Below are 25650 nucleotides of genomic sequence, written 5' to 3'. Positions count from 1 at the left end.
ACAACAACGGCACCAACACGAGAGTGGGCCCGGGGTTACCCCCGGGCCCACTCTCGTGTTTCAGCAATCAGAACGACTGGCGCTATGCGCCGGCCTGCAGCGCCCGCTCCAGCGCCTCCGAGAGCTTCTTGTCGGCCTCAGCAAACTTCGTGAGGTCGCCCTCCTTCATCGCCGCATCGCGCTCGTCGATCGCAGCCTTCATATCTTTCAGCGCCTGCGTGAGTGCCGCCGGCGTCTTGCCGCCCGAGCTTTCGCCCGGCTCGGCTGGCTCGCCGTTGCCGTCACCATCGCCCTCGGCCGGAGGCACCTCGGCGTCGCTATCGCCGTCACCGGCGTTCGCACCTGAGTTACCACCAAAGAGGGTGTCGAGCGCGCCGTCAAGCGTGTCTTCGAACGCGATGTCATCGCCGAACGAAACAAGCACCTTCTGCAGCAGCGGGAACTTCGTGCCCGACGACGCTTCGAGGTACACGGGCTGCACGTACAGCAGGCCACCACCGACCGGGAGGGTCAGCAGGTTACCGCTGATCACGCGCGTGCCGCCCTGCCTGAGCAGGTTGAGCTCGGTCGAAACCTTCGGGTCGGTGTTAAAACTGTTCTGCACTTGGCCGGGCGCCGGAATGGTGTTGCTCTTGGGGAGCGTCAGCAGTTTCAGCGTGCCGTAGTCTTCCGAGACCTTGCCCGCCTCGGAGCCAGCGTTCGAGTTTGCGGCGAGATACCCGGTGAGAATATCGCGCGCGCCCTCGCCACGAGCGTCAGGAATGTACGTCGAGTAGATCGAGTAGGTCGGCTCGGCACCAACGCCCGCAGACAGGGTGAGGTAGTACGGCGGCTGAGCTGGCGCGCGCTCAGTCTCGCTCGCGGTTGCTACCGGGTCATCTGGCGTGCGCCACGCGTCTTCGGCCGAGTAGAACGCCCCGGCATCGGTCACGTGGTACTTGCTCAGCACCTCGCGCTGCACCTTGAACATGTCGGTCGGGTAGCGCACGTGGCTGAGCAGCTCGCCGCTCATGTCGTCGACGCTCTTGAGTGTGCCCGGGAAGATCTTGCCCCACGACTTCAGCAGCGGGTCTTCGGTATCCCAGGCGTAGAGGTCAACGCTGCCGTCGTAGGCGTCAACGGTTGCCTTCACCGAGTTGCGAATGTAGTTCACCGGTTTCGCCATCATGCTCACGCGCTGGTTGTCTGCGTCTACCGTGAGCGCGTTCATGTCGGTGACCTCGGAGTACGGGTACTGCGCTGAGGTCGTGTAGCCGTCAATAATCCACTTCAGCTTGCCGTCAACAACCGATGCGTAGGGAGCGGCATCGATCGTGAGGTAGGGGGCCACCTTCTGCACGCGCTCGACTGGGTTGCGGTCGAACAGCACCTGCGAGCCGTCGACGACGGCGCCCGAGAGCAGAATCTCGACGTCCTGGAACTTCAGGGCGAACATGATCTTCGTGAGAATGTTGTCGAGCTTCGGCCCGCCATCGCCCTTGAAGGTTGTGAGGTTCGCGCGGCCACCGACCGCGGCCTCGACCTCGGGGTCGAGATCTTCAGCCGGCACGTCTTCTTCGGCAGGCGCATCACCGTTCGCGTCGCCTTCAGCAGCGGCGTCGCCGTCAGCAGCGGCGTCGCCGTCAGCCGGGTCTTCCTTCGCAGTCACCGATGCCACGGTCGATGCGGCGCTGCCGCCCTCCGCGGGAGCCGCGTCTTCGGCGTCGGCTGCCGGCGCCTCTGGGGTGCTCTCGATGTCTGACGGGAAGTCGAGCTCGATAGCCTTGTCCCGTTCGCCACCGACGATCGAGTAGTCGGGCGAATCCATGCCGAAGTACACCCGCGGTTCGAACTTGCCGAGGCGGCCGTCGGTCGGAATGCCACCCTCGAGGAACACCGGCTCGCCGCCGGGCGAGCGCTGGTTACCGTAGGCTGCGACGAGGCCGTAGCCGTGGGTGAACACGAGCGTGCGGTTGTACCAGCTCGACTGCCCCGAGATGTCGATGTCGCGAATCGCCGAGACGGTGTCTTCGACCTGGCCGTCAAGCTCGTAGCGATCGACGTTCAGCGACTTCGGGAACTTGTAGTACTGCTTGGATTGCTCGAGCTGCGCAAAGGTGCGCGAGATGACCTCTGGGTCCATAATGCGAATGTTCGAGGTGGCGACCGCGTCATTGCGCAGCGCGCCGGGCTCGGCGTCGGTCACCGCGTCGTAGCGCTCAATCTTCACCTCGTCGAGGCCGTAGGCCTTGCGCGTCGCGTCGATGTTACGCGAGATGTACTCCGACTCCATGCTCTGCTCGTCGGGAACAACGCGGAACTGCTGGATCGCCCAGGGGTAGCCGACGCCAAGCACGAGGCTCGACACGATGAGCAATGCGGTGCCGATGACCGGAATGCGCCACTTGCCAGTGATCGCGGTGACGATAAAGAGCACGGCGACAATCGCCGCGATGCCCGCAAGAATCTGCTTACCCGGAATCGTGGCGTGCACGCTCGAGTACATTGCGCCCGTCGCGTAGCCGTCGGTGCTCGTCACTGTCGCGTACTGGTCGAGCCACAGGCTTGCGGCCTGGATCAGGAGGTACAGGGTCGCGAGAATAGCGGTCTGAATGCGTGTCGACTTCGACACGCGCAGCTCACGCTCGGTGAACGAGATACCACCGTAGAGGTAGCTAGTCGCGGCACCTACGAGCAGCGAGATCAGCACGGCGGCAGAGGCAAACCCCGCGATCGACTGCCACAGCGGCAAATCGAACAGGTAGAACGAGATGTCAAAGCCGAACTGTGCGTCTTTCTCGCCCGACGGCTCCGAGTTCCACCACAGCAACACGGTGCGCCAGCTCGAGGCGGCCGCGATACCGGCGAAGATGCCGAGCACTGCCGGCAGCACCCATTTCACCAGCCTGCGCAGCGGCTCGACGACCTCTTGGTAGCGGTCGAGCTGCGCGGTCAAGCGAGCATAGACCGGGCGTTTGCGGTACGCAATGTCAATGGAGAGAAACACCGGAATCGACATCGCGAGAAAGCCGACGATAAACATGGCGCCTGCCGCTATCCACTGCGTCGCAAACACGGGCAGGTACCCGAGCTGGTTGAACCATAGGACCTCAGTCATCACTGACGAGACCGCGAGGAACGCGATGATCAGCACGACCACGAGAATGATCGTGATTGCGAGCGGGGAAAGTCGGCGCGATCGGGGGGCAGAAGTAGTCTGTTCGGTCACCCAACGATCGTATCGTTCGCCCGCTGAATAAGTTGTGGGAGCTACAACACATTCGTAACTGTTCGCAGTGGGCGCAATACAATCGCGCGTCTCACGGCGGCGTCTCACCTCGCGTGCCGTAGCGTTATTACCAGTACGAGGCATGAGGAGAACGCCGTGAACAACGACGATACACAGCCAGAGGGGCCGAACGAATCGTCGAGCCCCAATTTCGAAGAACTGCAGCGCTTGCTGCAGAACATGCTCAGCGGGCAGCAAGACGCCGAGCTCGATCCGTCGGTGCTCGCCAAGGCCGCGGGCATCTCTGCAGACCCCGCTGTGCTCGGCGCGCTGTTCTCGACGCTCCGGGGCGCAATGTCGAACCCGAGCGACAAGATCGATTGGTCGGTCGCGCGGCGCACGGCGCTCGATGCCGCTGGCGGTGAGCCCGCGACCGATTCGGCCGCGGCAGATCGCGCGTTCCCAGTCGCGTCGCTCTGGCTTGACGAGGCAACGCAGCTCGGCCCGGTGTCTGATTCGCCTCGCGTGGTCAACCGTATCGAGTGGGTGCAGCGCTCAATCGATACGTGGATTAGCCTGGCCGAGCCGGTCGCGGAGTCGGTGTCGCGCGCACTCATGAACTCCGTGAACAGCCAGATGCCCGAGGAGATGGCGGCGGCCCTGCAGCAGGCGACGCCGATGCTCCGCAGCGTTGGCGGTGCACTGTTCGCGGTGCAGCTCGGCTCGATCGTCGGGCAGCTGTCAGGCGAGGTTGTGTCGGCGGGCGATGTTGGCATTCCCCTCTTTTCCGGTGAGGGCAACGAGGGCGGGGCCTTGCTCCCGGGCGGCATAGCCAAGTTCGCGGAGGGCCTTGACCAAGATCTTGAGGCGGTGACGCTCTACCTCGCAGTGCGCGAGCTCGCTCACGCGCGGTTGTTCCGGCACACCAAGTGGCTCCGCTCGCACCTGCTCACCGCGATTACGGATTACGCGCGCGGGATCCACATCGACACCGAGCGCATCGAGGAGGTCTCGCGCGAGATCGATCCGTCGCGGCCAGATCAGCTCCAAGAGATTCTCGCGAGCGGGGCGCTGTTCCCGCCAAAGACCGAGGCCCAGGAGGCGGCCCACGAGCGCCTCGCCACGATGCTCGCACTCATCGAGGGGTGGGTCGACACCGTGACAGAGGACGCGACGCGCAGGTTGCCCGGCGCCAACGGCATCGCCGAGATGGTGCGCCGTCGCCGCGCGACAGGTGGCCCTGGCGAGCGCGCGTTCGCCGCCCTTGCCGGGCTCGAGCTGCGGCCGCGCCGGCTGCGCGAGGCCGCACTGATGTGGCGCACCGTGGTGGATCGCGGGGGGCAGTCGGCTCGCGACAACCTCTGGTCGCACCCCGATATCATGCCCTCGGCCGAAGAGATCGACGCACCAGATCTGCTTCTTTCCCGCATCGGGCTGCTCGGCGACGGGACTGCCCCGGTCGATCCGTTCGACGACGAGCTCAAGAAGCTCCTGAGCAATGAGCTCCCGCCACGCGATCTCGGCGCTGGTGATACCGACGGCGCCGGTGGCGACGGCGATGCTGACGGCACCGGTGATTCTGGCGGCAGCGAGCCGGGAGCATCGCCGCGCGCGTAGCACGACGGGTTGTTCACACCGCGCTGAAAGCCGTCGGCGTTCGATTATGCGTGTGGACAACCCGGTAGCGCGGCCAGCGCGCCCCAGACTGCTGAGATGACCCACACAGTTCCCACCACTCAGCTCACCCCAGACCGCCCTCTCGTATGGGAAACTCCCACCACGCTGCGCGTCGGCTTCGACCGCGTCGTCGCCCGCGTCGAGGCGGCCTCGCCGCAGACGCAGCGAGTCATCGCCATGCTCGTGCACGGCGCCACGGCCGAGGAGCTCGCGCGGCACGACCCGGGCGAAGCACAGCGGGTGCTCGACGCGCTGCGCCCGGCGCTCGTCGCCCGGGAGCGCCTCGTCGACCCCGTGGCAGATCAGCTCCCCGCAGAGGCCGACGGCGGGCCGCCCACCCGCCTGAGCGCTGCCCCTCATGCCCCCGTCTCCCCCGCGCTCCGACACGCGTCCATGGAGCTCGCGTACAGCGCGCGTTCGGTCGCCACTCGCCAACGCCTTCGCACCGCAATCTACGACGACGGCAGGGCGCTGCCGGGGCTGCGCCAAGCGCTCGAGGCGAACCGGCTGTGCTCCTGCGAGCGCAGCGGCGGCGAGCCAGAGCTGGCGATCGAGGTGCTGCGCTATCTCGAGCCACTCGGCCGCAGCAGTCGCTGGCTGCGAGCCGGCGTGCCGCACCTGCTCATTCGATTCACCGACGACGCTGCGAGGGTCGGGCCGCTCGTGTCGGCGAGCGGAGCGCCCTGCCACGGCTGCGAGGCACTGCACCTCACCGACCAAGACCCGGCTCTCCCTGCCATCTCAGCACAGCTCTACGGCTGGGTACCGGGCTCAGAGGCCCCCGAAACGATGCCCTTCGTCGGCGCAGCAGCAGCGCACTACATCGCGTGTTGGCGCCGCGGCGCGCGGTGGGTGCATAAGCGCCAGCTCATTCTTCCCGTCGAGCACGGCGCACTCGCCGCGCTCCCCTCGTTCACCACGCTCACCACACACCCCGAGTGCGGCTGCGCGATTAGAAGTGCACCCCGGCCTCCGCCACGAACCGCGACGGTGGCCGAGATGAGCGCGCCGCACTCGCGAAGCCCGACATCAGCAGTGAATCGCGCGCTCTCGTGAACGCGACGTAGGCCAGCCGGCGCTCCTCCTCGATGTCTTCCTCACTCTGCGCGTGCGAGATCGGAAAGATCCCTTCGCTCAGGCCGACAACGTGCACCAGCGGCCATTCGAGACCCTTCGCGGCGTGCACTGCGCTCAGCGTGACCGCTTCCATTCGCGGCTCGTGCTGCGCCTGCTGACGTGCCTGCAGCTCTTCGCTGAACCCGACGATGCCGGTGCCTGGTGGCATGTCGTCTGCGAGTGACAGTATCGAGCTCAGTGCTTCCCAGCGCTCGCGCTCCGCTGCGCCCTCAGGTGGCTTCGCCGTCCACCCGACAGCCCGCAACATGTCACTGACAATCTGAAACAGCGGCCGATCGTCTGCGACCTTGGCCTGGCCCCGAATAAGCAAGATCGCGCGCCGCACGTCTGCACGGTCATAGAACCGCTGCGCGCCGTGCACGCGCACCGGTATGCCCTCGGCTGCGAGCGCCTCTTCGAGCCTCGCAGACTGCGCGTTCGTGCGGTACAGCACCGCGATGTCAGAGGCAGCGACCCCCTCAGCGCGCGCCTGCGAGATCGCCTGGGCCACCCCCCGCGCCTCGTCTTGCTCCGTTTGGAACCAGCCGAACTGCGGCACACTGTCGCTCTGTTCGCGCATCGGGCTCAGCTGCAGCGCCCCCGGTTTGTCGCGCATCAGCCGGTTCGCGCCGACAACGATGGGCGGCACAGAGCGGTAGTTGCGTTCGAGCCGAAACTCGCGGGCGTTCGGGTGCTCGCTGCCGAACCGCAGCAGGAATGAGCTTGTCGCGCCGGCGAAGGAATAGATCGTCTGGCTCGCATCGCCGACGACACACAGGTCGTCGCGCGCCCCCAGCCACAGATTCAGCAGCCGGTGCTGCAGGGGCGACACGTCTTGAAACTCGTCGACCGTGAAGAAGCGGTACTGCTCACGCACCTGCAACGAGGCGCGTGGTTCGACCTCGAGCATGCCCGACAGCAGCACCAGCACATCCTCGAAATCGATCTGCCTGCGCTCCTCGAGCAGTTTGGTGTAGCGCTCCTGAATGTCGATGACCTGTTCGGGCGACAGCCCAGCGAGTGCCGGCCGGGAGTCGAGGCGCTCCGCGTAGCTCTCGATGCTCAGCATCGACACCTTGCGCCACTCGATCTCGGCGGCGATGTCGCGCAGCGTTTCACCGCTCAGTCGCAAACCGAGCGACTCGACGGTTTGCGAAAGCGCTGCGACCTTCCCCGGCAGCAGCTGTGGCGCGTCTCCCCCAACAAACTGCGGCCAAAAATGGCTGAGCTGCGCGAGCGCCGCCCCGTGAAACGTGCGCGCCCGCACACCGTCTGCGCCGAGCTCGCGCAGCCGCCCCTGCAGCTCGCCGGCGGCCTTTCGCGTGAACGTGACGGCCAGCACGCGCTGCGGGTCGTACACCCCCGTTCGCACGCCGTAGGCGATCCGGTGCGTAATGGCGCGGGTCTTGCCTGTGCCGGCGCCGGCGAGCACCGACACAGGGCCGCGCAGCGCCTGGGCGATCTCGCGCTGGTCGGGGTCGAGCGCTCGCAAGATCTCCGCGGCGTCGCCGGTCACTGATCTGCTTCCGCGGCCCACGAGTGCAGCAGCCACCCCGCGATCGAGAGCTCGCCTGGCAGCTTGATGCCCGAGTGCGGCGAGCGGATCTCTTCGCGCGTGAACCAGCGCAGCTCTGAGATTTCGGCCGGGTCGGCAGCGAGCTGCTCTGGGTCTTGGTCGGCGGCGAGCGATGCGTGGAAGCCAAGCATGAGCGAGCGCGGGAACGGCCATGGCTGCGAGGCGACGTAGCGAATCTCGCCGACGCGCACCCCGGCCTCTTCGAACACCTCGCGAGCGACCGCGTTCTCGAGGGTCTCGCCGGCCTCGACGAACCCTGCGAGCAACGAGAATCGCCCGGTCTCCCACAGCACGTTCGAGCCGAGCAGCACCCTGTCTTCGTGAGTGATCAGCACGATAACCGCGGGGTCGGTGCGCGGAAAGAGCTCGCCGCCCGCGGCCGTGCGGCGCGACCACCCGCCGTCGGCGACTGTGGTCGGTTCGCCGTCGCGGGGCGAGAACCCGGCGGCCTCGTGCCAGCGAATCACTGCGAGCGCCATTGTCACGAGCTCGCGTTCGGCTGGGGGCAGCCGCAGCACCGACGTGAGCACGTGCTGCCAGGTCACCCCCGGTTCGCTCTCGGTTTCTTCGGCCGCAATGGCGAACACCGCTGCACCATCGTGCAACCCGAGGTAGATGCGTTCATCGACCGGAGCATCGACCTCGCGTGCCGAGACAAGGGCGAGCACACCATCGCGATCCCGAATCGGAATGCTCTGCGCCGCGACGCGAAGCACCACCGTGCCGGGCTGCTCCCAGGCCCGCTCGAGCAGTTCGGCGGAGCCCCGAGTTGCCGCGTCTCGATCGATCAGGCCTCCGGCCAGCGGCACTTGTTCCACACTCATACATCGATCTTCTCAGACTTCGAGGTGCTGCCAGCGCACGGTTTGCTCTGAGACTGCTGCGCGGTGCGCGTGGCGCGGCCCGTGATGCGGCCGGGGTGCATACGCTAATGGGCATGGCCACTCTCACGCTTACCCTCGCAGCGCTCGCGACGTCAGCGGTGCCCGGTCTCGTCGCCGTGGCGGTGCGACCCCATCACGCGTCTGGCGATGAATTCGCGGCGGCGATTCTCACCACTCCAGACGACGAGATTATGGTGAGTGTGCCACGCACGCAGCAGGCCGAGACGCTCCAGTCTGCGACCGTGCTCGGGCTGGCCGCGCTCACCGAAGGCGCACGCGCGGAGCTGCCGTTCGAGGCGCCACGCTCGCTTGGCATGACCCGCGCGGGAGACACCCGTGCGGTCGCCACAACATTCGTGCAGGGTTCGCGCTTCGACGTCGCAGACCTGCGGGCCGACGCTATCTTAATTGACTCGATCGCAGAGAGTCTCGCGGCTATCCACGCCCTCCCGCGGAGCGTTGCGCAGCAGGGCGGCCTGGTCGAGCGGAGTGCGCGCGATCAACGGCTGCTGGTGGCTAGGGTGGTCGATCGCGCCCAGTCAACGCGCTATCTGCCGGAGACCGTTCACGCACGGTGGACAGAGGTGTTGGAGGCCGCCGAGCTGTGGGATTTCGAGCCCCGCATCGTGCACGGCACGATGGGTGCAGACGCTCTCTTGATCGACGACGATCGCATCGTCGGCGTGCTGGACTGGTCGGGGCTGTCAGTCGGAGACCCGGCGAGCGACGTCGCCTGGCTGTGCGAGGCCGGATCCGATGTCTTCGACGCAGTGATGAGCCGCTACGCCAGGCGCTCGGGAGTCGGTGACTCTGCTGCGCTGCGGAGCCGCGCCGCCTTCTACCACGAGCTCGAGATCGCCAAGTGGCTGCTGCACGGCGTCGACACGCACGACACCCAGGTCATCGAAGACGCCGTTGAAATGCTCGACAGACTAGTCGACAGGCTGAGCCTGCTCGACGTACCCGTGCCGAGCCGCGAGCCTATCGGCGAAGCCGCCGCGCTCGACCTGCTCGACCAGACGCCAGCCGTCTCTGACAGGCTGTCTGAGACCGCAGCCTACGAGGCGCTCGACGAAGATCGAATGTTCGGCTTCGACACCGACTTTATTGAGCCGCTGCCAGAGGACGGTGCCGGTGCTGGTGCTGGGCACGCGGAGGGCGCCTCGCCCGCCGAGGGTGCCTCGCCCGCAGAGGGTGCCTCGCCCGCCGAGCTTGGCGAAGCAGGGGCTTCTGGCGCCGCTGGGCCCGGGGTGGCTGACGCCGTCGGCAAACCGGGTAGCGACGGGCGGGCCGCGCCAGACGAGCAGCTCACCGAACCCGTCGACGACCTGCTGACCGAGCCGATCAGCGACGAGGATCTGCCCGACGCGCCGCGCCGCTAGCGAGCGCCGCGGCGCCCCGCGCCAGGCCCCGCGCTGCCCGCGCCAGGCCCCGAGCTACCCGCGCCAGGCCCCGAGCTGCCCGCACCAGGCCCCGCCCCGCGCGGAGCCGCCCCGCGGAGTCTCGGGCCCCGCCGATCGCCGACCCCTGCAGGTACCTCCGAGCACACCCCCTCGCAGCCCTGCACAAGGGTCCGGCTCGGGGGCAACGCAAGGGTTCGCGGCCGCGCGACCCCGGCAGGCCGCGCTGCCCCAGCAGGCCAGGCGGGCCCAGCAGGCCAGGCGGGCCCAGCAGGCCAGGCGGGCCCAGCAGGCCAGGCGACCCCGGCAGGCCGCGCTGCCCCAGCAGGCCAGGTGGGCCCAGCAGGCCAGGCGGGCCCCGCGCCTAGTACTCAGCCAGCGAGGCGCTCGGCCGCGCCCAGCCACAACTCCTCGAGCTCGGCAAGGGTGCGCACGGCGTCGCCGCGAATCTCGACGTTCTCGGCGACGTAGAACAGCGACACATCGATGCGCTCGGGCGCGACGTCGGCCCACTGCGCGTAGGCGTGACGGTACAGATCGAGCTGGAAGAACCTGCTCTCGCGTTCCGCGTCGTTCGCCGGGGCTCGCCCCGACTTCCAGTCGACGACCTCGAAGCGAGGGAGCCCCTCGTCGGTCGGCTGCTCCAAACGGTACACGGCATCGAGCTTGCACACGAGCGTGCGCCCCGCGAACGGGAGCGAAACCTCAAGTTCGACCGCGATGGGTTGCCGCGTCGCCCACCTCGATTGCTCGTATACCTCGATGAGCGGAGCAAGTTCAGACTCGGCGTCAAACTCGCCCCGGCCTGGGTCCCACTCCTCCGGGTCTAACCCGAGCAGCGGCAGCGCGGTGCCGCCAGGCGTCGTCGCGCGCCGCTCCACCCACTCGTGGAAGCGGTTGCCGACCCTGGTGCGGCGATACGGCCGCTGCGGCACCGGGCGAAGTCTGTGGCGCTCGGCGCCCTTCGGATCCGCCACGAATTCGTGGAACGTCGACGCGGTGACGCGCTCGGGGAGCGAGGCGGCAACCGCCGCGGTACCCGCGCGCACCCGCTCGGCTGCTTCCCGCTCGGCCAGCAACAACCTGACGGTCTCGTCAACGGGGCCGCGCGCGGGGCCATCGGCCATGTCGGCATCACCGGCTGGCCTCTCGCTGATCGCCTCGCGCACCGCACGCGCGGCCCGGAAGACCCCAGCGGCGCGATTGCCGAGCGGGTCGAGCGGCCAGTTCGCGGTGAGCTCGGCGAGCTGGCTCGGGTCAGCCTCGTGTGTGCTTTGCTCTGGCAACTCCGGCACGAATCGCTCGCGCAGCTCCTCGAGGTACACCGACGGCTTGCGCTGACGCGTCTGCCCTCCCCAGAACGAGCCAGAGAGCAGCAGCAGCCCCGCCGAGCGGGTGATTGCCACGTAGGCGAGCCGCCGTTCCTCCTCGGCGTGCCGATCCTTCAGCTCGGCCCGGTACTCGTCGAGGCGCTCGCACAGTTCTTTCTGGGTGGTCGCGATGCGCCAATTGAGCTGCGGCCGCGCGGCGCGATCGCCGCGCAGTTCGTCGGGCAGCTCTCCCGTGCGAAGCCAGCCTGCCCCGCTCCTAGCCGCCCCGGGAAACTCGCCGTCGACGAGCCGCGGCACCGCGACGATATCCCACTGCAGCCCCTTCGAGCCGTGCGCGGTGATGAGCTGCACGGTGCCGGGAAGCGGCGCCGCGACATGCTCAGCGACCTCGTCGTCTTCGATCGCTCGCTCGACCCACTCAAGCAGCGAGGCGAGCGTGCCGCGGGTGTCGATTGCGAGAAACCCCTCAGCGAGCTCGGTGAATGCCTCGATATTTGCGAGCGCACCGGCGGCCACTCCCCTGGCTTCGTTCGCCTCAAGCTCGATGTCGAGGCGCAGCGCGTGCGTCACCGCCCCAATAAGTTCGGAGGTGCTCCCGCCGACGCCCTGTCTGAGGTCTCGCAGTAGCAACCCAGCCTCGCGGAGCCGCTCCCGCCCCGTCTCGGTGACCCCCTTGAGTGCGCTGTGATCGAGGTCGCGCATGCTTGCGATCGCGTCGAGCGCGTCAATGAGGGTGAACTCCCGGTCGGGGTCTGGCAGCACGCTGTCGGTTGCGCGATCGAGCTCGTCGAGGGGCTGCTGCCGCACGTCGCGCCCCCCGAACCAGCGCGCGGCGTCGCGCAAGCCTGCAAGGTCGGCGACACCGATGCGAAAACGCGGCCCTGCGAGCAGTCGAATGAGGTCGCCGCCCGCATCGGCGTACCAGAGCGCCCGCAGGCAGCTGACAATGTCGGTGATTTCGGGGGTGCTCAGCAGCCCCCCGAGCCCGACGATGCGGTTTGGCACGCCGGCCTCGGTGAGCGCTGCGGCGAACCCTGGCATCGAGGCGCGCTTGCGAAAGATCACCGCGGCGGTCGGAGGTTCGCCTTCTTTGCCAGGGACGTCGCGCCTGGCGCGCGCGATCCACTCGGCGAGTTGCTCGCGCTCTTCGTTCACTGTTTCGGGGTAGATCACGTCGACGCTGCCCTCGCCTGCGCCGGGCCGCGGCCGCAGCTCGGGCACGTCGACGGCGGCGTTAGCGCGCAGCTCCGCTGACACAGCGTTGGCCGCTTCAAGCACGAGGGTCGGGTTGCGCCAGCTCACCGAGAGCGTGAGCGTGGCGGCGGCGTCACCGCCACGGAAGTCTGCGTGGAACGAGCGGAGCCCTTCTGCCGATGCGCCGCGCCACGCGTAGATCGACTGGTGCGGGTCGCCGACCGCCATCACCGGTATACCGCCGAACAGTTTTGCGAGCAGCCTGGTCTGCCCGACGGAGGTGTCTTGCACCTCGTCGAGCAGCACCGCCTGGTAGCGGCCGCGCAGCACGCCAAGGGCCTCGGGAGCAGCCTCAAGCGCCTGCGTCGCGAGTGACAGCTGGTCGGAGAAATCGATGAGGCCGCGGCGCTCCTTCTCGGCGCCATACGCGCGCGCGAGCCTGGTGATCAGCGGGGTCTCTTCGATTGCCTTCACCGCGTCGCGAACCTTCGCGTAGACCTTGCCGCTCGGCTTTTCGGGGTCTTCTTTCTCGTTGTAGGGAAGCCTGGTTACTCCGCGAAACTCTGCGACGAGCTGGTCGACACGGTCGAAGCTCGTGAGGTGGTCTGCGACCGCACGATCCATCGCGATGACGTGACGAATCAGCGTCGGCGTGCGCAGCTCGCTCGTCACCAGCTCGGCGTCGTCGCTCGCGAGCAGGGTCTCCCGAGCCACCCGCCAGGCCGTTGCATCATCGATGACGACTGCCCCCGGCGCGAGCCCGGCCGACGCACCGAACTCCTGCAGCACCCCGGCGGCGAAGGAGTTGTATGTGCTGACGTCAGGCAGCTCGAGGCCGTCTGCGAGGCGCTCCTGCAGCTCGAGAGCCCGCCCAAGCTCGGGCTCGGTGAGCTCGCCGCGCTCGCCGAGCTCGGTGAGCCGCGCAACGAACGCGCCGAGGCTCCCGACGATGCGCTCCCTGAGCTCTCCCGCCGCTTTGCGGGTGAAGGTGAGGCCGAGCACGGAGTCGGGCGCGGCGAGGCCGTTCGCGACGAGCCAGACGACGCGGTTCGCCATCGTTTCTGTCTTGCCGCTGCCGGCACCCGCAATGACGAGTGTGCTCCCCGCGAGCGGGTGTTCGATGACGGCGCGCTGCTCGTCGGTTGGCAGGAGCGGCTGCTCCCCCGGCGCGGCAAGAATCTCTGCGACGCGGGCGGCCGAAAACACCGGAGCGCTCATGCGTGGCTCACCGCCTGAATGATGTGCAGCCGACAGTTGCCCGGCCGGTGCGGGTCGGAGCAGTGGTGCTCGATGCGCGCCGTGAACTCGCCGGCGGCCATGATGTCGGCCACTCCCGCGACGCGCTCGATGAGCTGTTCACGCGCCTCGTCGCTCAACCCCGATTGCTCACGCACGACGTACCCCTTTCCCTTCGCCGCATCTGGGTGCACGTACAGCAGCCGGGCCGCCGTGTGGATCGCCTCGGCGCCGGCAGGCTCGGCGCAGGCAGCCTCGGCGCCGGCAGGCCCGGCGCCGGCAGGCCCGGCGCAGGCAGGCCCGGCGCCGGCAGGCTCGGCGCAGGCAGCCTCGGCGCCGGCAGGCCCGGCGCCGGCAGGCTCGGCGCCCGCGGCCTCGCCGAGGTCAAACGCCCCGAGCATCACCCCGAGCTGGTAGGCCTGCAATTGCACGTGTTGTTCGGCCTCTGGCTTCGTCGCCGGGGTGCGGCCCGTCTTCAAATCAACGACAGTGATCTCGGCACCCTGCGGGGTGCGACGCAGCTCGAGCCTGTCTGCGATGCCCCGCAGCTCGGCGCGGCCGGCCCGGAGGCTGAAACTCGACTCGCGGCCGAGAAGCTGCTTGCCAGACGCCTCGAACTCCCGGAGATAGTCGGAGAGGCCGCCGGCCATCTCGGCCGCGGTGCGACGCGCGCGCTCCGACTCCCACTCCGCGTCGAACGGGAGCTTCTTCCACTCGGCCAGAATCGCGTCGAGCAGCTGCTCGGGGTCGTGCCCGGTCACCGTTTCGAGCGCGTGGTGCACGAGCGTGCCCAGGCTCGCCTGCACGCTGCCGGTGCCCCCGCCGAGTGCACCGATCACCCAGTCGAGGGCACACGTCTCGGCCTTGTCGAGCTGCGAGGGGCTGACCGGCACCGGCCGCGGCTCTTCGCCCTCGGGCTGCGCGTAGAGCGGCAGCGTGCTCGATGGCTCAAGCACCCCGTACCAGTCGTCGGGGCTCGCCCCGCCGACGCCGGCCTCTGCGAGAGCCGCCAGTGACGTCACCGCCAGGTCATCGCTCGGCGCCTCGACGGCCCGCCGGCGCATCGCCGCGGTGATGCCGCGCAGCGTCAACCTAGAGCTCGGCAGGCCCTCCACACGAAACTCGGAGCCGAGGCCGAAGAAGGGGCTGGGGTGGCTGTCTTCGTCGGCCACGGCGACGACGAGCAGCTCGTCTCGCGCCCGCGCGCAGGCGTGCAGAAAGAGCCGCAGTTCGTCGTGCGTAGTCTCGCGCCGCGACGGCATCAGCGCCTCACCACCCCGCAGCCAGCGTTCGAGCGCCGCTGCGCCGAGCAGCGAGCCACGCGCGCGCAGGTTCGGCCACGAGCCGTCTTGCACGCCGACGACCGCGACGAGCGAAAACTCGCGCCCAATCAGCCCCTGGGGCGTCGTCACCGTTACGGTTTGGCGCTCGCCGCGCCGCGCAAGCGAATCTTCTGGCACGGTGTTGCGCAGAATGTCTTCGAGCAGCTCGCTCACTGGCTGCTCGCTGTCTTGCTCCTCGTGACGCTGCAGCGCGAAAAACAAGCCGACGACGGCGTCGAGCGAGCGGTTCGCCTCGTCGGCGCGCAGGCCTCGCCCGGATATCGCTTCTTCTTGCCAGCGGGCGGCGAGCTTGGCCGCATCCCACAGGGCCCAGAGCACCTCGCGCGGGGTACCGCCGTTGTCGTGCACCCGGGTGCCGGCGGCGGCCATCAGGCCGAGTCGGCGAATCGCACGGCCCCCCGCGCTGTCGATCGCGGGGCTCGGGCCAGGAAACTCGAACGCCTCGAACAGCACCTCGTCGACGCTCGCGGGCTCCCTGCCCTCCTCGCGGGCGAGGCGCCGCTCATCGAGCAGCAACGCACCCCGCAGCCGACGCACCGCGACCGGATCGAGCCCTCCGGTGACGCCGCCGGCGAGGCGGAGCACCCCCGCGGCGTCGAGCGGCGCGATGCCAAGCGCGTGCTGCAGCAGCGCGACGAGCTCGCGCACGATCTGGTGCTCTCGCAGCACAATGCCTCCGGCGGCAACGCCGGTCGGAACCTGATGCCCCGCGAGCAGCCTGGCGACTCGCGTGACCTCGGAGCGCGTGCGGCAGACGACCGCCATGTCGCCCCACTCGAGCACCCGGCCGGTGTCGAGCCCGAGCTTTCGCGCGCGCATGCGATGTGCGACGGCGCCGAGCTGCTCAGCTGGCGTTGCGACCCGCGCAAACTCGACCGACCCGCTCGCCTCGGCCCCGGCGCCAGCGGCCCCGGCGCTCTCGGCCGCCCGCTGCTCCCCCGTGCCCGACGCGCCGATCTTGCCGCTGAGCTCTCGCACAAACCCGCGAATCTCCGCGCCGTGACGATACACGCGCGTGAGCACGACGAGCTGTTCGACGGCCCCCGGCGTAGCGACCCAACCGCGCCGCCCGAGCTCGGCGCTCAGGCCGGCGAGCACCCGCGTATGCTCGCCCTGAAATGCGCTGGTTGCCAGGTCGGGGTCGCCAAAGACCCACACAGCGCTGCCCACTGACGCGCACGCGGCAATCAACGCGAGCTGCCCCTCACCCAGCTCTTGCGCGTCGTCAACGATGAGCAGCTTCGGCACCTCGGCCCGCCCCTCGCGAATTGCCTGGGCTGCGAGCCTGAGCAGCCCGCTCGAGCTCACCTCGCTGCCGCGGGTCAGCGCGAGCGCCTGCTGTAGCTCGGAGAGCAGCCCCAGCGCCTCAAGCCACCGGCCGGCAAGCGCGGGGTCTGGGCCGGCCGTGTAGGCCTCGCCCGCTCCCGCTTCGAGCACACGATGGAGCTCTGCGGCGAGCGCACTCGGCTCGTAGCCAAAGTCGTCGAGTACCCGCCACAACTCGCGCAGCTCTGCGCGAAACGGGGCGCTGAGCAGCACCTCGGGGGCCAGGGTGTCACCCGCGCGGGCGGAGGGGCCGCTCCCCTGCCGCCCGTGCGGGCCGTCAGGGAGCGGGGTGCCCATCTCGTCGGCAGCGTTGCTTGATTCGCTGCCGCCAGCCAAGCGCGCGAGCACAATTTCGGCAATGGCCTCGTCTTGCACGGTGCCGGTGAGGAGCCGCGCGGGCGCTTCACCGGCGACCGCCGCCGCGCGACCGAGCACCGAGAAGGCGAACGACGACGCGGTGCGCACCGGCGCGCCACCCATCGCCTTGGCCACCCGCGCGTGCAGTTGTTCGCGCAGTCGAGCCGCGACGAGCCGATTGGGCGCAAGCACGAGCGCGTCGCCCTCGCTCCACCCGGCGCGCGCGAGTACGCGGGCAAAGCTCTCGACCACGAGCGCTGTCTTGCCCGTACCCGGAGCCCCGAGTACGCGGGCGTGCTCGGTGGGGTCGAGCCCGAGCACGAGCTCTTGCGACGGGTCAAATTCGATCATGCATTCAGCCTACTGAGCACCTCAGACATCGGCGGCAGCGTGTGGCATACTCAAAGTTGGCTCCGTGCAGTCGCACGGCCCTCAGAGTGGAGGAACGATGACCCAGGCTGCAGACGCGCTGTCGAACACCGCCGCGAACGGTTCGCCGAAGAAGAAGCGGCGGGGCCTGCGCGTCGTCGGGTGGATCCTCGCCTCTCTCGTGGTTATCGCCCTCGTGGCCGCCGGGCTCGGGGTATGGACAGTGCAGCGATCCTTCCCGCAAACCACTGGCAGCGTCACCGCCGCTGGCCTGAGCGGCGATGTCACCGTGCAGCGCGACGCACGCGGCATCGCGACAATTACCGCCGACACGAGCGAGGATCTGTTCTTCTCGCAGGGCTATGTGCACGCGCAAGATCGGTTCTGGGAGATGGATTTTCGCCGTCACCTCACGAGTGCCAGGCTCTCGGAGCTGTTCGGCGAGTCGCAGGTCGGCACCGACTCATTCCTGCGCACGCTCGGCTGGCACCGTATCGCCGAGCAGGAATATAAGAATATGAGCGATGAGGCGCGCGGCTACTACGAGGCGTACGCCGCCGGTGTGAACGCCTACCTCGAGGAGCGCCAGGGTGCAGCGCTCTCGCTCGAGTATGCCGTGCTCGGGCTGCAGAACCCGGGCTACGAGCCGGAGCCGTGGGAGCCCGTCGACTCGATCGCGTGGCTCAAGGCGATGGCGTGGGATCTGCGCACGAATATCGAAGACGAGACCGCCCGCGCGCTGCAGGCGCAGTTTTTGAGTGCGGATCAGCTCGCAGAGCTCTACCCGGGCTACCCTTTCGAAGAGCACCCCGTGATCCTCGCCGACGACCCGGCCGGGCGCCGCGTCGTCGCCGTCGGCAAGCTCGAGCAGGGCGCCGCCTTTGTCGAGGAGCAGTTTGGCAAGCTCATCGAGTCGCTGAACCTCACTCCGCTCGAAGAGCTGCTCGGCAAGGTTGACTCGCTCATCACGTCGCAGGCCGAGGGCGTCGGCTCGAACTCGTGGGTCGTTTCGGGCGAGCACACAACAACCGGCAAGCCGCTGCTCGCGAACGATCCGCACCTGGGCGCGGCACTCCCCTCGGTGTGGACCCAGCTCCAGCTGCGATGCTCAACGGTGTCGGAGGAGTGCCCCTTCGACGTCGCCGGCTACAGCTTCTCTGGCCTCCCCGGCATCGTGATCGGCCACAACCAAGACATCGCCTGGGGGTTCACGAACCTCACCACCGACGTCGCCGACCTCTTCGTCGAGAGCGTCGAGGGCGACAAGTACTGGTACGACAACGAGTGGCACGACATGACCACGCGCGAGGAGACCATCAGGGTCGCGGGCGGGGACGACGTGCAGCTCACCGTGCGCGAAACCGGGCACGGCCCCATCGTCTCTGGCCTCACGGGCGAATTCACCGCGATCGCCGAGAACCCCCGTGCCGAGACGCCCGAGGGCGAGATTCTCCCGGTTGGGCCCGGCACCATGGGCGGCACCATGCCGTACTCGGAGGCGGCACTCGCGCTGCGGTGGACGGCGCTCGACGCCGGATCCACCCCCGAGGCGATCTTCATGCTCAACCGGGCCGAGAACTTCACCGACTTCCGTGAGGCCGCGAGCAAGTTCGACGTGCCGGGGCAGAACCTCATCTACGCAGACCCCGAGGGCAACATTGGCTACCAGGCACCCGGCAAGCTGCCGATTCGCGCCCAGGGCCAGGAGGGCTACCTGCCGACGCCGGGCTGGTCGAGCGCGTACGACTGGCAGGGGTTCATTCCGTTCGAAGAGCAGCCCTGGTCGTACAACCCGAAGGCCGGCTACATCGTCACCGCGAACAACGCGATTGTGAACGACGACTACGCCCACTTCCTCAGCCGCGACTGGGACTACGGCTATCGCGCCGCCCGCATCGTCGAGCTGCTCGAGGAGAAGATCGCAGCCGGGCCGGTGAGCGCTGCAGACATGGCCGCGATCCACATGGACAATCAGATGCCTGCGGCGAAGGCGCTCAAACAGGCGTATGCCTCGGTGAAATCAGACGACACTAATCTGCAGGCTGCGCTCGAGCTGCTCGCGGGCTGGGACGGCCAGAACTCGATGGACTCGGCGGCCGCCGCCTACGCGAACGTGCTCTGGGAGCACGTCACCGCGCGGCTCGTCTCGGGGCACGACGGCGACATTCCGCGCGACGACCAGTCGCGGTTCGCGCGCGTGCTCGAGCTGCAACTCGAAAACCCAGACTCGGAGTGGTTGACCACGAACGGTTCAGAGACCACAGACGAGTTCTTGCTCGGAGCCGCCGACGACGCGCTCACCGAGCTCACAAAACTGCAGGGCAAGAACGCCGAGAAGTGGAACTGGGGCAAACTCCACGCCATCACCCTCACCCACGGCACGTTCGGCGAGAGCGGCATCGCGCCCATCGAGGCGCTCTTCAACCGCGGCCCGTACGACACCCCGGGCGGCTCGGGCGTGGTGAACGCGACCGGCTGGTCGCTCGGCGAGGGCTACGCGACCTCGACCGCGCCATCGATGCGCATGGTCATCGACGTTTCAGACTGGGATGCGTCGACCTGGCAAAACCTCACGGGCCAGAGCGGGCACGCGTTCCACAAGAACTACACCGACCAGGTCGACGGGTGGACGCGCGGCGAGCAGTACGCGTGGGCGTACACCCCGGCTGCGGTCGAGGCGGTGACGAAGGACACGCTGACGCTCACACCCGCGAAGTAGGCCGCCTGCGGGCTGCGGGCTGCGGGCTGCGGGCTGCGGGCTGCGGGCTGCGCAGGATCGCAGATCTGCAGTAGAACGGTAAGCACCGGCCCGCTCCGGCCGACCCTGTGCAGATTTCCCCGGTTACGGCTGCGCTGACGGCGAACGGGGGCCGATTTTGGGGCGGCAGCAGCACCCGCGGCCATACACTCAGATACAGACAGGGTTGCGGCTCGAGCCGCCACCAAACACGATGTTTCCAGGAGGCAACTGTGGAAGTACGGATCGGCATCAACCAGTCGGCACGCGAGCTCTCGTTCGAAACCGACGCAACTGCCGACGAGCTCGGCGCGCTGATCCAGGCAGCGCCGACGGGGCTCGTCTCCATCGCTGACAGCAAGGGTCGCACCTTCCTCGTGAACCGCGAGTCGATCACCTACGTCGAGCTCGGCAGCGACACCTCGCGCAAGGTCGGCTTCGTCAGCTAGCTCCTCCCGGGCCCCGATCACCGAGGCCCACCGCGGCCCAGCCTGGTGGCGCGGGCCAGCGGGTCCCCGCACGCACAGACCCCGCGGAATTCTCGAAGTCCGTGTCACTTTCCCCCAAGTTCAGACCCGAAAACGGGGCTTTGCTGGGGCAAAGTGACACGGACTTTCTCGTGCGCCAGGCCGCCGGCGAGCCGAACAACGCTGTCGGCCGCCGCAAGATCGTCTGGGTCATGGGTAACGCAGGCGACAGCGACGCCTCGGCTTGCCTCTGCCGCGAGTAGGGCTCGGGTGCGCGCACGGCTATCGGCATCGAGACCAGCCGCCGGCTCATCGAGCAGCAAGATGCCCGCACCGACAGCAAGCCCCTGCGCGATCAGCACACGCTGCCGCTGCCCACCCGACAGCTCGGCAAACGGCCGGTCAACAAGGTCGAACGCGCCCACCCGCGTGAGCGCGTCGGTCACACGCTCAGCACGCCCGACTCGCTCAGCAAGCCCGACTCGCCCGACACGCTCAGCACGCCCGAATAAGCGGGCCCCAGCGCGATCCCCCGCCCGGCGGCGAGCGCTTCGCCCTGCCGGCGCCGCGGCCCCGAGGGCGACCACCGCGCCGGCGGTGAGCGGCAGCTCGGCCGGCGCCAGGGGTCGCTGCACGACGAGCGCGACTGCGGCGTCGCGTTCCACCCGCCCTTCGTCGGGCAGCCGCACCCCAGCGAGCAGCTCAATGAGGGTTGATTTGCCGGCCCCATTGGGCCCGGCGATCGCCGTGACACGCCCGGCCGGCAGCTCGAGGCTGACATCGCTGAGCACGGGCGTGCGGTCGTAGGCATAGTACAGAGCGGTTGCGCGCAGCGGCGAGAGTGAGACCATGCTCAACAACCTAGCATGTTGAGAATGGTTTTCATTATCTGTAGTGTCTGTGTCCATGCACTGGATTCTCGACGCCCTCGGCTCCGCCTTCTTCGTGCGAGCGCTGCTCGGCGGGGCGCTCGTCGCCGTCACCTGCGGCGTCGTCGGCACGTGGGTCGTCATTCGCGGAATGGCGTTTCTCGGTGAGGCGATCGGTCACGGAATGCTGCCCGGCGTCGCGATCGCCACCCTCGTCGGCGTTCCCCCGGTCGTCGGCGGCGCCGTGTCGGCGATCACCATGAGCGCGCTCATTTCCACGCTGCAGCGCCGCGGCAAACTCTCGTACGACACGAGCATCGGGCTGCTGTTCGTCGCGATGCTCGCCACCGGGGTCATCATCGTCTCGCACTCAGGCAGCTTCGCAACTGACGCCACCGCGCTGCTCTTCGGCGATGTGCTCGCGATCTCTGCGGCGAGCGTGTGGCTGCTCGCAGGCGTCGCCGTCGCCACCTGCGCAATCGCGTACGCGTGTCACCGCGCGTTCGTCGCGCTCGCATTCGACCCACGGGTCGCGAGCAGTCTCGGCTATCGCCCGAGACGCGCCCAGGCCACGCTCGTTGGCCTCGTCGCACTCGCGGTCGTCGCTTCAGCCCAGGCCGTCGGCACCCTACTCGTCGTCGCGCTATTACTCGGGCCCGCCGTCGCCGCGCAGCCCTGGCGCACAGGCATCCCAGCCCGCATGGTGCTCGCGGCGTGCCTCGGGGCGGCCGCGGTCGTCACCGGCCTCGCGATCTCCTGGCTCGCGGGGAGCGCCGCCGGATCCACCATTGCGGCGACCTCGATTGCCGTCGCCGCACTCTCCCACCTCGCGCGCACCGCGCGCCGGGCGTCGCCAAGCGCTGCCCCAGCCCTCGCACAGTCCACACACTAGAAAGCCCGACATGAAACGACTCTTGTACATTGCCCTCGCCTGCGGTGTCACGCTGCCGCTCGCCCTCGTGGCGTGTGCGCCGGCCTCGCCGCAGGCCCCGGCGCCGCCCACGCAACCAGCATCACCGCACGCCGATGCACCCGGGCACGGCGCGATCTCGGGGGCGACGGAGGCGGCGGAGCCCCAGCTCCAGCTGCTCACCGTCTCACATTCAGGAGAAGTTGGCCTGCTCAACCTGCTCGATGGCTCCGAGCGAACCCTCGACCCGCTCCCCTCTCCGCAGAGCCTCATCACCGACGGGCGCTACGTGTTCGGCGTCACAAGCGACGGGGTCACCGTGACAGACGGGGGCGCCTGGACGTGGGATCACGGAGACCACTTCCACTACTACTCCGCGGAACCGGCTCAGCTCGGGCTGCTTCGCGGAGCCGGGCCCGCTCGTGTCACCGGCGGCCCGCTGTCGACCTCGGGAGGCACGGGAGTCTTCTTCGCTGGTTCGGGCGAGGCGGTGCTGCTCGACAACGCGAAGCTCCACGACGGCACGATTGGCGAGCGATTCCGAGTGTCGGTCGCGCCACACGACGGCGTCATCGCCCCTCTTGGCGACGGCGCCGTCGTCTCGGAGCCCACTCAGCACGGGGCGAGCGGGCAGCTCCGTGCCTACGCCCCAGACGGCGCGGCGACCGACACTGTGGCCCCATGCGATTCCCCGCACGGGGCAACCGCGACGCGAGCCGGGGTGGTAGTTCTGTGCACCGGAGGCGCCGTGCTTGCAAGCGCCGAGGGCGCGAGCGAGGGCGCGGGCGCCCTCCCAGAGGTCACATTCACGGAGATTCCGGTCGCCGCCGCGACCCCAGACCAGTTGCCGCTCGAGCTCGCCGGCCGCAAGGGCCGCCCAACGCTCGCCGGGGTCGCCGCTGACGGCTCGGGCGTATGGGTGCTCGACGCGAGAGCGCGCAGCTGGAGCTGGATCTCGGCCGCCGCACCGCTCACGCACGCCACCGCGGTGGGTGACGACGCCGAGCACGTCGTTGCACTCGACACGAGCGGCCGAGTTCGGGTGTATCGCGGCGGCGAGGAGATCGGCCTCTCTGAGCCGCTCCTCGACCCAAGCGATCTCGGCGCGACGGATCTCGGCTCGACGGATCTCGACCCGACGGGTCTCGACCCGAGCGCCCTCGACGCCGACGCCCGCGCCCACGCCCGCGTCACGCTCACCGTCGACGACAGTCGCGCATACGTCAATTCCCCCGCGCGCGGCGTCGTCTCCGAGATCGACTTCGCAGACGCGGCGAGGGTCGCGCGCGAGCTGCGCCCCGGTGTCTCCCCCGTGCTGTTCGCCGAGGTCGGGCGATGAGCCCGCGCCGCGCCGCCAACCGGCTGCGTGCCAGGCTCGGCGCTGGGCTCGCGGCCCTGTCGCTGGCCGTGATCGCAACGGGGTGCGCCGCCGGTGCTTCAACACCGGAGCGCGTGAGCATCGTCGCGACCACAAACATTCTCGGGGACGTCACCTCCCAGATCGTCGGCGATGCAGCCGAGGTCACCACGCTCATGCAGCCCAACGCAGACCCGCACTCGTTCGAGATCTCCGCCCAGCAGGCTGCCGCGATGGATCGGGCGTCGCTCGTGGTCTCGAACGGGCTCGGGCTCGAGGAGGGGCTGCAGCAACATCTCGACCGGGTCGCCGCGGCGGGCGGCTCGCAGTTCATCGCCGGTGCTCACGTGAGGGTGCTCGACTACGGCGCGACGCCCGCTGCAGCTGCGGGCACCGATGACGGGCGGCCGCTCGTCGAGCAATCTGGCGTGACTGCGGCGCCCGATCCACATTTCTGGACGGATCCGCAGCAAATGATTGCCGTGGTGCGCGCACTCACCGCTGAGGTCAGCAGCCTCCCCGCGCTGAGCGCCGGTGCCCGCGCGGCGATCACGAAGCGCGGCACCGACTACCTCGCGGAGCTGGCGGCGCTCGATGACACGCTCACGGCCGAGCTCGACCGGGTGCCGCAGGATCGGCGGGCCCTCGTCACGAACCACCACGTCTTTGGCTATTTCGCCGCCCGCTACGACTTTCGCATCCTCGGCACGGCCATCCCTGGAGGAACGACGCTCGCCGCCCCGAGCGCCGCCGACCTGAGCGACCTTGTTCGCGCCATCACCGAGGCGGGAGTGCCGACAATCTTTGCCGAGTCGTCGGCGCCCGACCGGCTCATGCGGGTGCTCGCTGCCGAGGCAGGAATCGAGGTGCGCGTGGTGCCACTGTTCACGGAGTCACTCACGCCACCTGGCGGAGGCGCCGCGACATACATCGACATGCTCACCGAGAACACCACCCGAATCGTTGACGGCCTGGCGCCGCCAGCAGACCAACCCCATCCGCATCACCAGTGAAGTAAGGAACACTATGCATCACCACAATCGACCACACGGGTCCCTCCCGGCGCGCCCGTCACGTCTCCTCGCCGCCGCTGCTGCGGCGCTCGGCATCGCGGTGCTTGCCGGGTGCAGCGCGAGTGCGGCCCCGGAAGAGACCGGTTCGGGCGGAGCGCCCGGTGCCAGCACGAGCGCAGCGGGGAGCAACACCAGGCTGGCGGTGACCACCCCCGGCGGCATCACCGTACTCGACAGCGATGTCGCTGGCGGCTCGCTCTCTGTCGCCGGCAGCGTCGACACCGAGGCCTTCACACGGCTCAACGCATTCGGAGACGGCAAGCACCTGCTCGTGACCACTTCTCAGGGGTTCGAGGTGCTCGATACCGAAACTGCCGCGTTCACAGGCCAGACCTTCCCCGCCACGGCGGCTGGCCACGTGGTGCGCCACGGTGACGCGACCGTGCTCTTCGATGACGGCACCGGGCGCACAACCATCCTCGATCGCGACGGGCTTCTCGGCGACGCAAGCTCATCGACGCCGCGCCACCACGACGCCGCAGATCCCCACCACGGCGTCTCCATCGTGCTCGCCGACGGCACGCTGCTCACGACCGTGGGCAACGCAGATGCGCGCAGCGGCGCGGTCGCGTTGGAGCCCCACGACGACCACTGGCACGACCTCGCGCAGTCAGACGAGTGCCCGAGCATTCACGGCGAGGGCACCGCCGCAAACGAGGCCGTCGTCTTCGGGTGCGAGAACGGCGCGCTGCTCTACAGCGACGGCGCGTTTACCAAGCTCAACGCCCCCGACGCGTACGGGCGCATGGGCAACGCGTACACGAGCGAGCACAGCCCGCTCGTCGTCGGCGATTACAAGAATGACCCCGACGCGGAGGGGTACCTGTTGAGCCAGGTCGCGCTCATCGACACCGCGGCGAAAACCCTCGCCGTGCACGAACTTCCGGAGCGGGTGCGCTACACGTACCGCGATGTGGTTCGCGGCCCCGAGGGGCACGCGTACATTCTCTCCACCGACGGGTCGATCCACGTGCTCGATGCGAAGACCGGGGAAATCGTTGACGAGTTTGCTGTCGTCGCCCCCTGGGAGGGGCCCGCAAACTGGCAAGACGCACACCCGACGATCGTCGCCGACGGTGACATCGCCTACGTGACGGAGCCAGCGGCACGCGCGGTGCACACCGTCGACCTTGCGAGCGGCAAGGTGATCGCAAGCGTCACGCTCGATGCCGCACCAAACGAGATCGCTGTCGCACTCGGCTAGCCCGGCAGGCGTTTGG

15 protein-coding genes are annotated in these 25650 nt (G+C 68.7%); 9 read left to right on the top strand and 6 right to left on the bottom strand.

Translation table 11 applies throughout. The features are described 5' to 3' along the window. Positions 1-82 precede the first annotated feature (82 nt). Positions 83-3208: a UPF0182 family membrane protein gene (locus tag ABD115_RS04340; RefSeq protein WP_343958584.1), complete on the bottom strand. Its 3126-nt coding sequence runs from the start codon at positions 3206-3208 to the stop codon at positions 83-85. A gap of 156 nt (positions 3209-3364) precedes the next feature. On the opposite strand from ABD115_RS04340, the gene ABD115_RS04335 reads away from it, so the two are divergent. Both ABD115_RS04335 and ABD115_RS04330 read left to right on the top strand, forming a co-directional pair. After that, positions 3365-4825 (top strand): zinc-dependent metalloprotease, encoded by a 1461-nt coding sequence (locus ABD115_RS04335; protein WP_343958582.1) that lies wholly within the window; start codon positions 3365-3367, stop codon positions 4823-4825. A 96-nt stretch (positions 4826-4921) separates the two neighbouring features. After that, positions 4922-5941 (top strand): hypothetical protein, encoded by a 1020-nt coding sequence (locus tag ABD115_RS04330; protein ID WP_343958581.1) that lies wholly within the window; start codon positions 4922-4924, stop codon positions 5939-5941. On the opposite strand, the gene ABD115_RS04325 is transcribed toward ABD115_RS04330, so the two are convergent. Both ABD115_RS04325 and nudC read right to left on the bottom strand, forming a co-directional pair. Then, positions 5838-7517, bottom strand: a complete 1680-nt coding sequence (locus ABD115_RS04325) for an ATP-dependent helicase (protein WP_343958579.1) — start codon at positions 7515-7517, stop codon at positions 5838-5840. The genes ABD115_RS04330 and ABD115_RS04325 overlap by 104 nt on opposite strands. Beyond that, positions 7514-8401, bottom strand: coding sequence for an NAD(+) diphosphatase (gene nudC, locus ABD115_RS04320; RefSeq protein WP_343958577.1), 888 nt, complete (start codon positions 8399-8401; stop codon positions 7514-7516). Before nudC ends, ABD115_RS04325 begins: the two co-directional genes overlap by 4 nt. A 113-nt stretch (positions 8402-8514) precedes the next feature. On the opposite strand from nudC, the gene ABD115_RS04315 reads away from it, so the two are divergent. Continuing rightward, complete coding sequence (locus ABD115_RS04315) at positions 8515-9843, top strand: phosphotransferase (RefSeq protein WP_343958575.1); 1329 nt, start codon at positions 8515-8517, stop codon at positions 9841-9843. A 389-nt stretch (positions 9844-10232) separates the two neighbouring features. On the opposite strand, the gene ABD115_RS04310 is transcribed toward ABD115_RS04315, so the two are convergent. Both ABD115_RS04310 and ABD115_RS04305 read right to left on the bottom strand, forming a co-directional pair. After that, on the bottom strand, positions 10233-13604 hold the full coding sequence (locus tag ABD115_RS04310; protein WP_343958573.1) for an ATP-dependent helicase: 3372 nt from the start codon (positions 13602-13604) through the stop codon (positions 10233-10235). Next, positions 13601-16999, bottom strand: a complete 3399-nt coding sequence (locus ABD115_RS04305) for a PD-(D/E)XK nuclease family protein (protein WP_343958570.1) — start codon at positions 16997-16999, stop codon at positions 13601-13603. Before ABD115_RS04305 ends, ABD115_RS04310 begins: the two co-directional genes overlap by 4 nt. Before the next feature lie 97 nt (positions 17000-17096). On the opposite strand from ABD115_RS04305, the gene ABD115_RS04300 reads away from it, so the two are divergent. Continuing rightward, positions 17097-19736, top strand: a complete 2640-nt coding sequence (locus ABD115_RS04300; RefSeq protein ID WP_343958568.1) for a penicillin acylase family protein — start codon at positions 17097-17099, stop codon at positions 19734-19736. Between the two features lie 251 nt (positions 19737-19987). Next, positions 19988-20203: a DUF3107 domain-containing protein gene (locus ABD115_RS04295; RefSeq protein ID WP_343958566.1), complete on the top strand. Its 216-nt coding sequence runs from the start codon at positions 19988-19990 to the stop codon at positions 20201-20203. Positions 20204-20307: 104 nt separating this feature from the next. Here ABD115_RS04295 and ABD115_RS04290 read toward each other — a convergent pair whose 3' ends face one another. Beyond that, entirely contained in the window at positions 20308-21072 is a 765-nt protein-coding gene (locus ABD115_RS04290; RefSeq protein WP_343958564.1) for a metal ABC transporter ATP-binding protein, read from the bottom strand. A gap of 55 nt (positions 21073-21127) precedes the next feature. Here ABD115_RS04290 and aztB point away from each other — a divergent pair, with 55 nt between their 5' ends. From aztB to aztD, 4 genes are read left to right on the top strand one after another with little or no spacing between them, the layout of a single operon-like run. Then, positions 21128-21982 (top strand): zinc ABC transporter permease AztB, encoded by an 855-nt coding sequence (gene aztB / locus ABD115_RS04285; protein WP_343958562.1) that lies wholly within the window; start codon positions 21128-21130, stop codon positions 21980-21982. Positions 21983-21992: 10 nt separating this feature from the next. After that, on the top strand, positions 21993-23339 hold the full coding sequence (locus ABD115_RS04280; RefSeq protein ID WP_343958560.1) for an ABC transporter: 1347 nt from the start codon (positions 21993-21995) through the stop codon (positions 23337-23339). Then, positions 23336-24370 (top strand): metal ABC transporter solute-binding protein, Zn/Mn family, encoded by a 1035-nt coding sequence (locus tag ABD115_RS04275; RefSeq protein ID WP_343958557.1) that lies wholly within the window; start codon positions 23336-23338, stop codon positions 24368-24370. The genes ABD115_RS04280 and ABD115_RS04275 overlap by 4 nt, the downstream gene beginning before the upstream one ends. Positions 24371-24383: 13 nt before the next feature. Then, on the top strand, positions 24384-25634 hold the full coding sequence (gene aztD / locus ABD115_RS04270) for a zinc metallochaperone AztD (RefSeq protein ID WP_343958555.1): 1251 nt from the start codon (positions 24384-24386) through the stop codon (positions 25632-25634). Positions 25635-25650 lie beyond the last annotated feature (16 nt).

The sequence above is a fragment of the Leucobacter albus genome (genome assembly GCF_039528015.1).
In the GTDB taxonomy this organism is placed as follows: Bacteria; Actinomycetota; Actinomycetes; order Actinomycetales; family Microbacteriaceae; genus Leucobacter; species Leucobacter albus.
This window is presented reverse-complemented; position numbering and strand designations above follow the sequence as displayed.

What these genes read in the sequence shown, in the direction of transcription:
- ABD115_RS04330 (WP_343958581.1), top strand. Translation starts at nt 4,922, where the DNA reads ATGACCCACACAGTTCCCACCACTCAGCTCACCCCAGACCGCCCTCTC.
- nudC (WP_343958577.1), bottom strand. Translation starts at nt 8,401, where the DNA reads ATGAGTGTGGAACAAGTGCCGCTGGCCGGAGGCCTGATCGATCGAGAC.
- ABD115_RS04315 (WP_343958575.1), top strand. Translation starts at nt 8,515, where the DNA reads ATGGCCACTCTCACGCTTACCCTCGCAGCGCTCGCGACGTCAGCGGTG.
- ABD115_RS04310 (WP_343958573.1), bottom strand. Translation starts at nt 13,604, where the DNA reads ATGAGCGCTCCGGTGTTTTCGGCCGCCCGCGTCGCAGAGATTCTTGCC.
- ABD115_RS04305 (WP_343958570.1), bottom strand. Translation starts at nt 16,999, where the DNA reads ATGATCGAATTTGACCCGTCGCAAGAGCTCGTGCTCGGGCTCGACCCC.
- ABD115_RS04300 (WP_343958568.1), top strand. Translation starts at nt 17,097, where the DNA reads ATGACCCAGGCTGCAGACGCGCTGTCGAACACCGCCGCGAACGGTTCG.
- ABD115_RS04290 (WP_343958564.1), bottom strand. Translation starts at nt 21,072, where the DNA reads ATGGTCTCACTCTCGCCGCTGCGCGCAACCGCTCTGTACTATGCCTAC.
- aztB (WP_343958562.1), top strand. Translation starts at nt 21,128, where the DNA reads ATGCACTGGATTCTCGACGCCCTCGGCTCCGCCTTCTTCGTGCGAGCG.
- ABD115_RS04280 (WP_343958560.1), top strand. Translation starts at nt 21,993, where the DNA reads ATGAAACGACTCTTGTACATTGCCCTCGCCTGCGGTGTCACGCTGCCG.
- ABD115_RS04275 (WP_343958557.1), top strand. Translation starts at nt 23,336, where the DNA reads ATGAGCCCGCGCCGCGCCGCCAACCGGCTGCGTGCCAGGCTCGGCGCT.
- aztD (WP_343958555.1), top strand. Translation starts at nt 24,384, where the DNA reads ATGCATCACCACAATCGACCACACGGGTCCCTCCCGGCGCGCCCGTCA.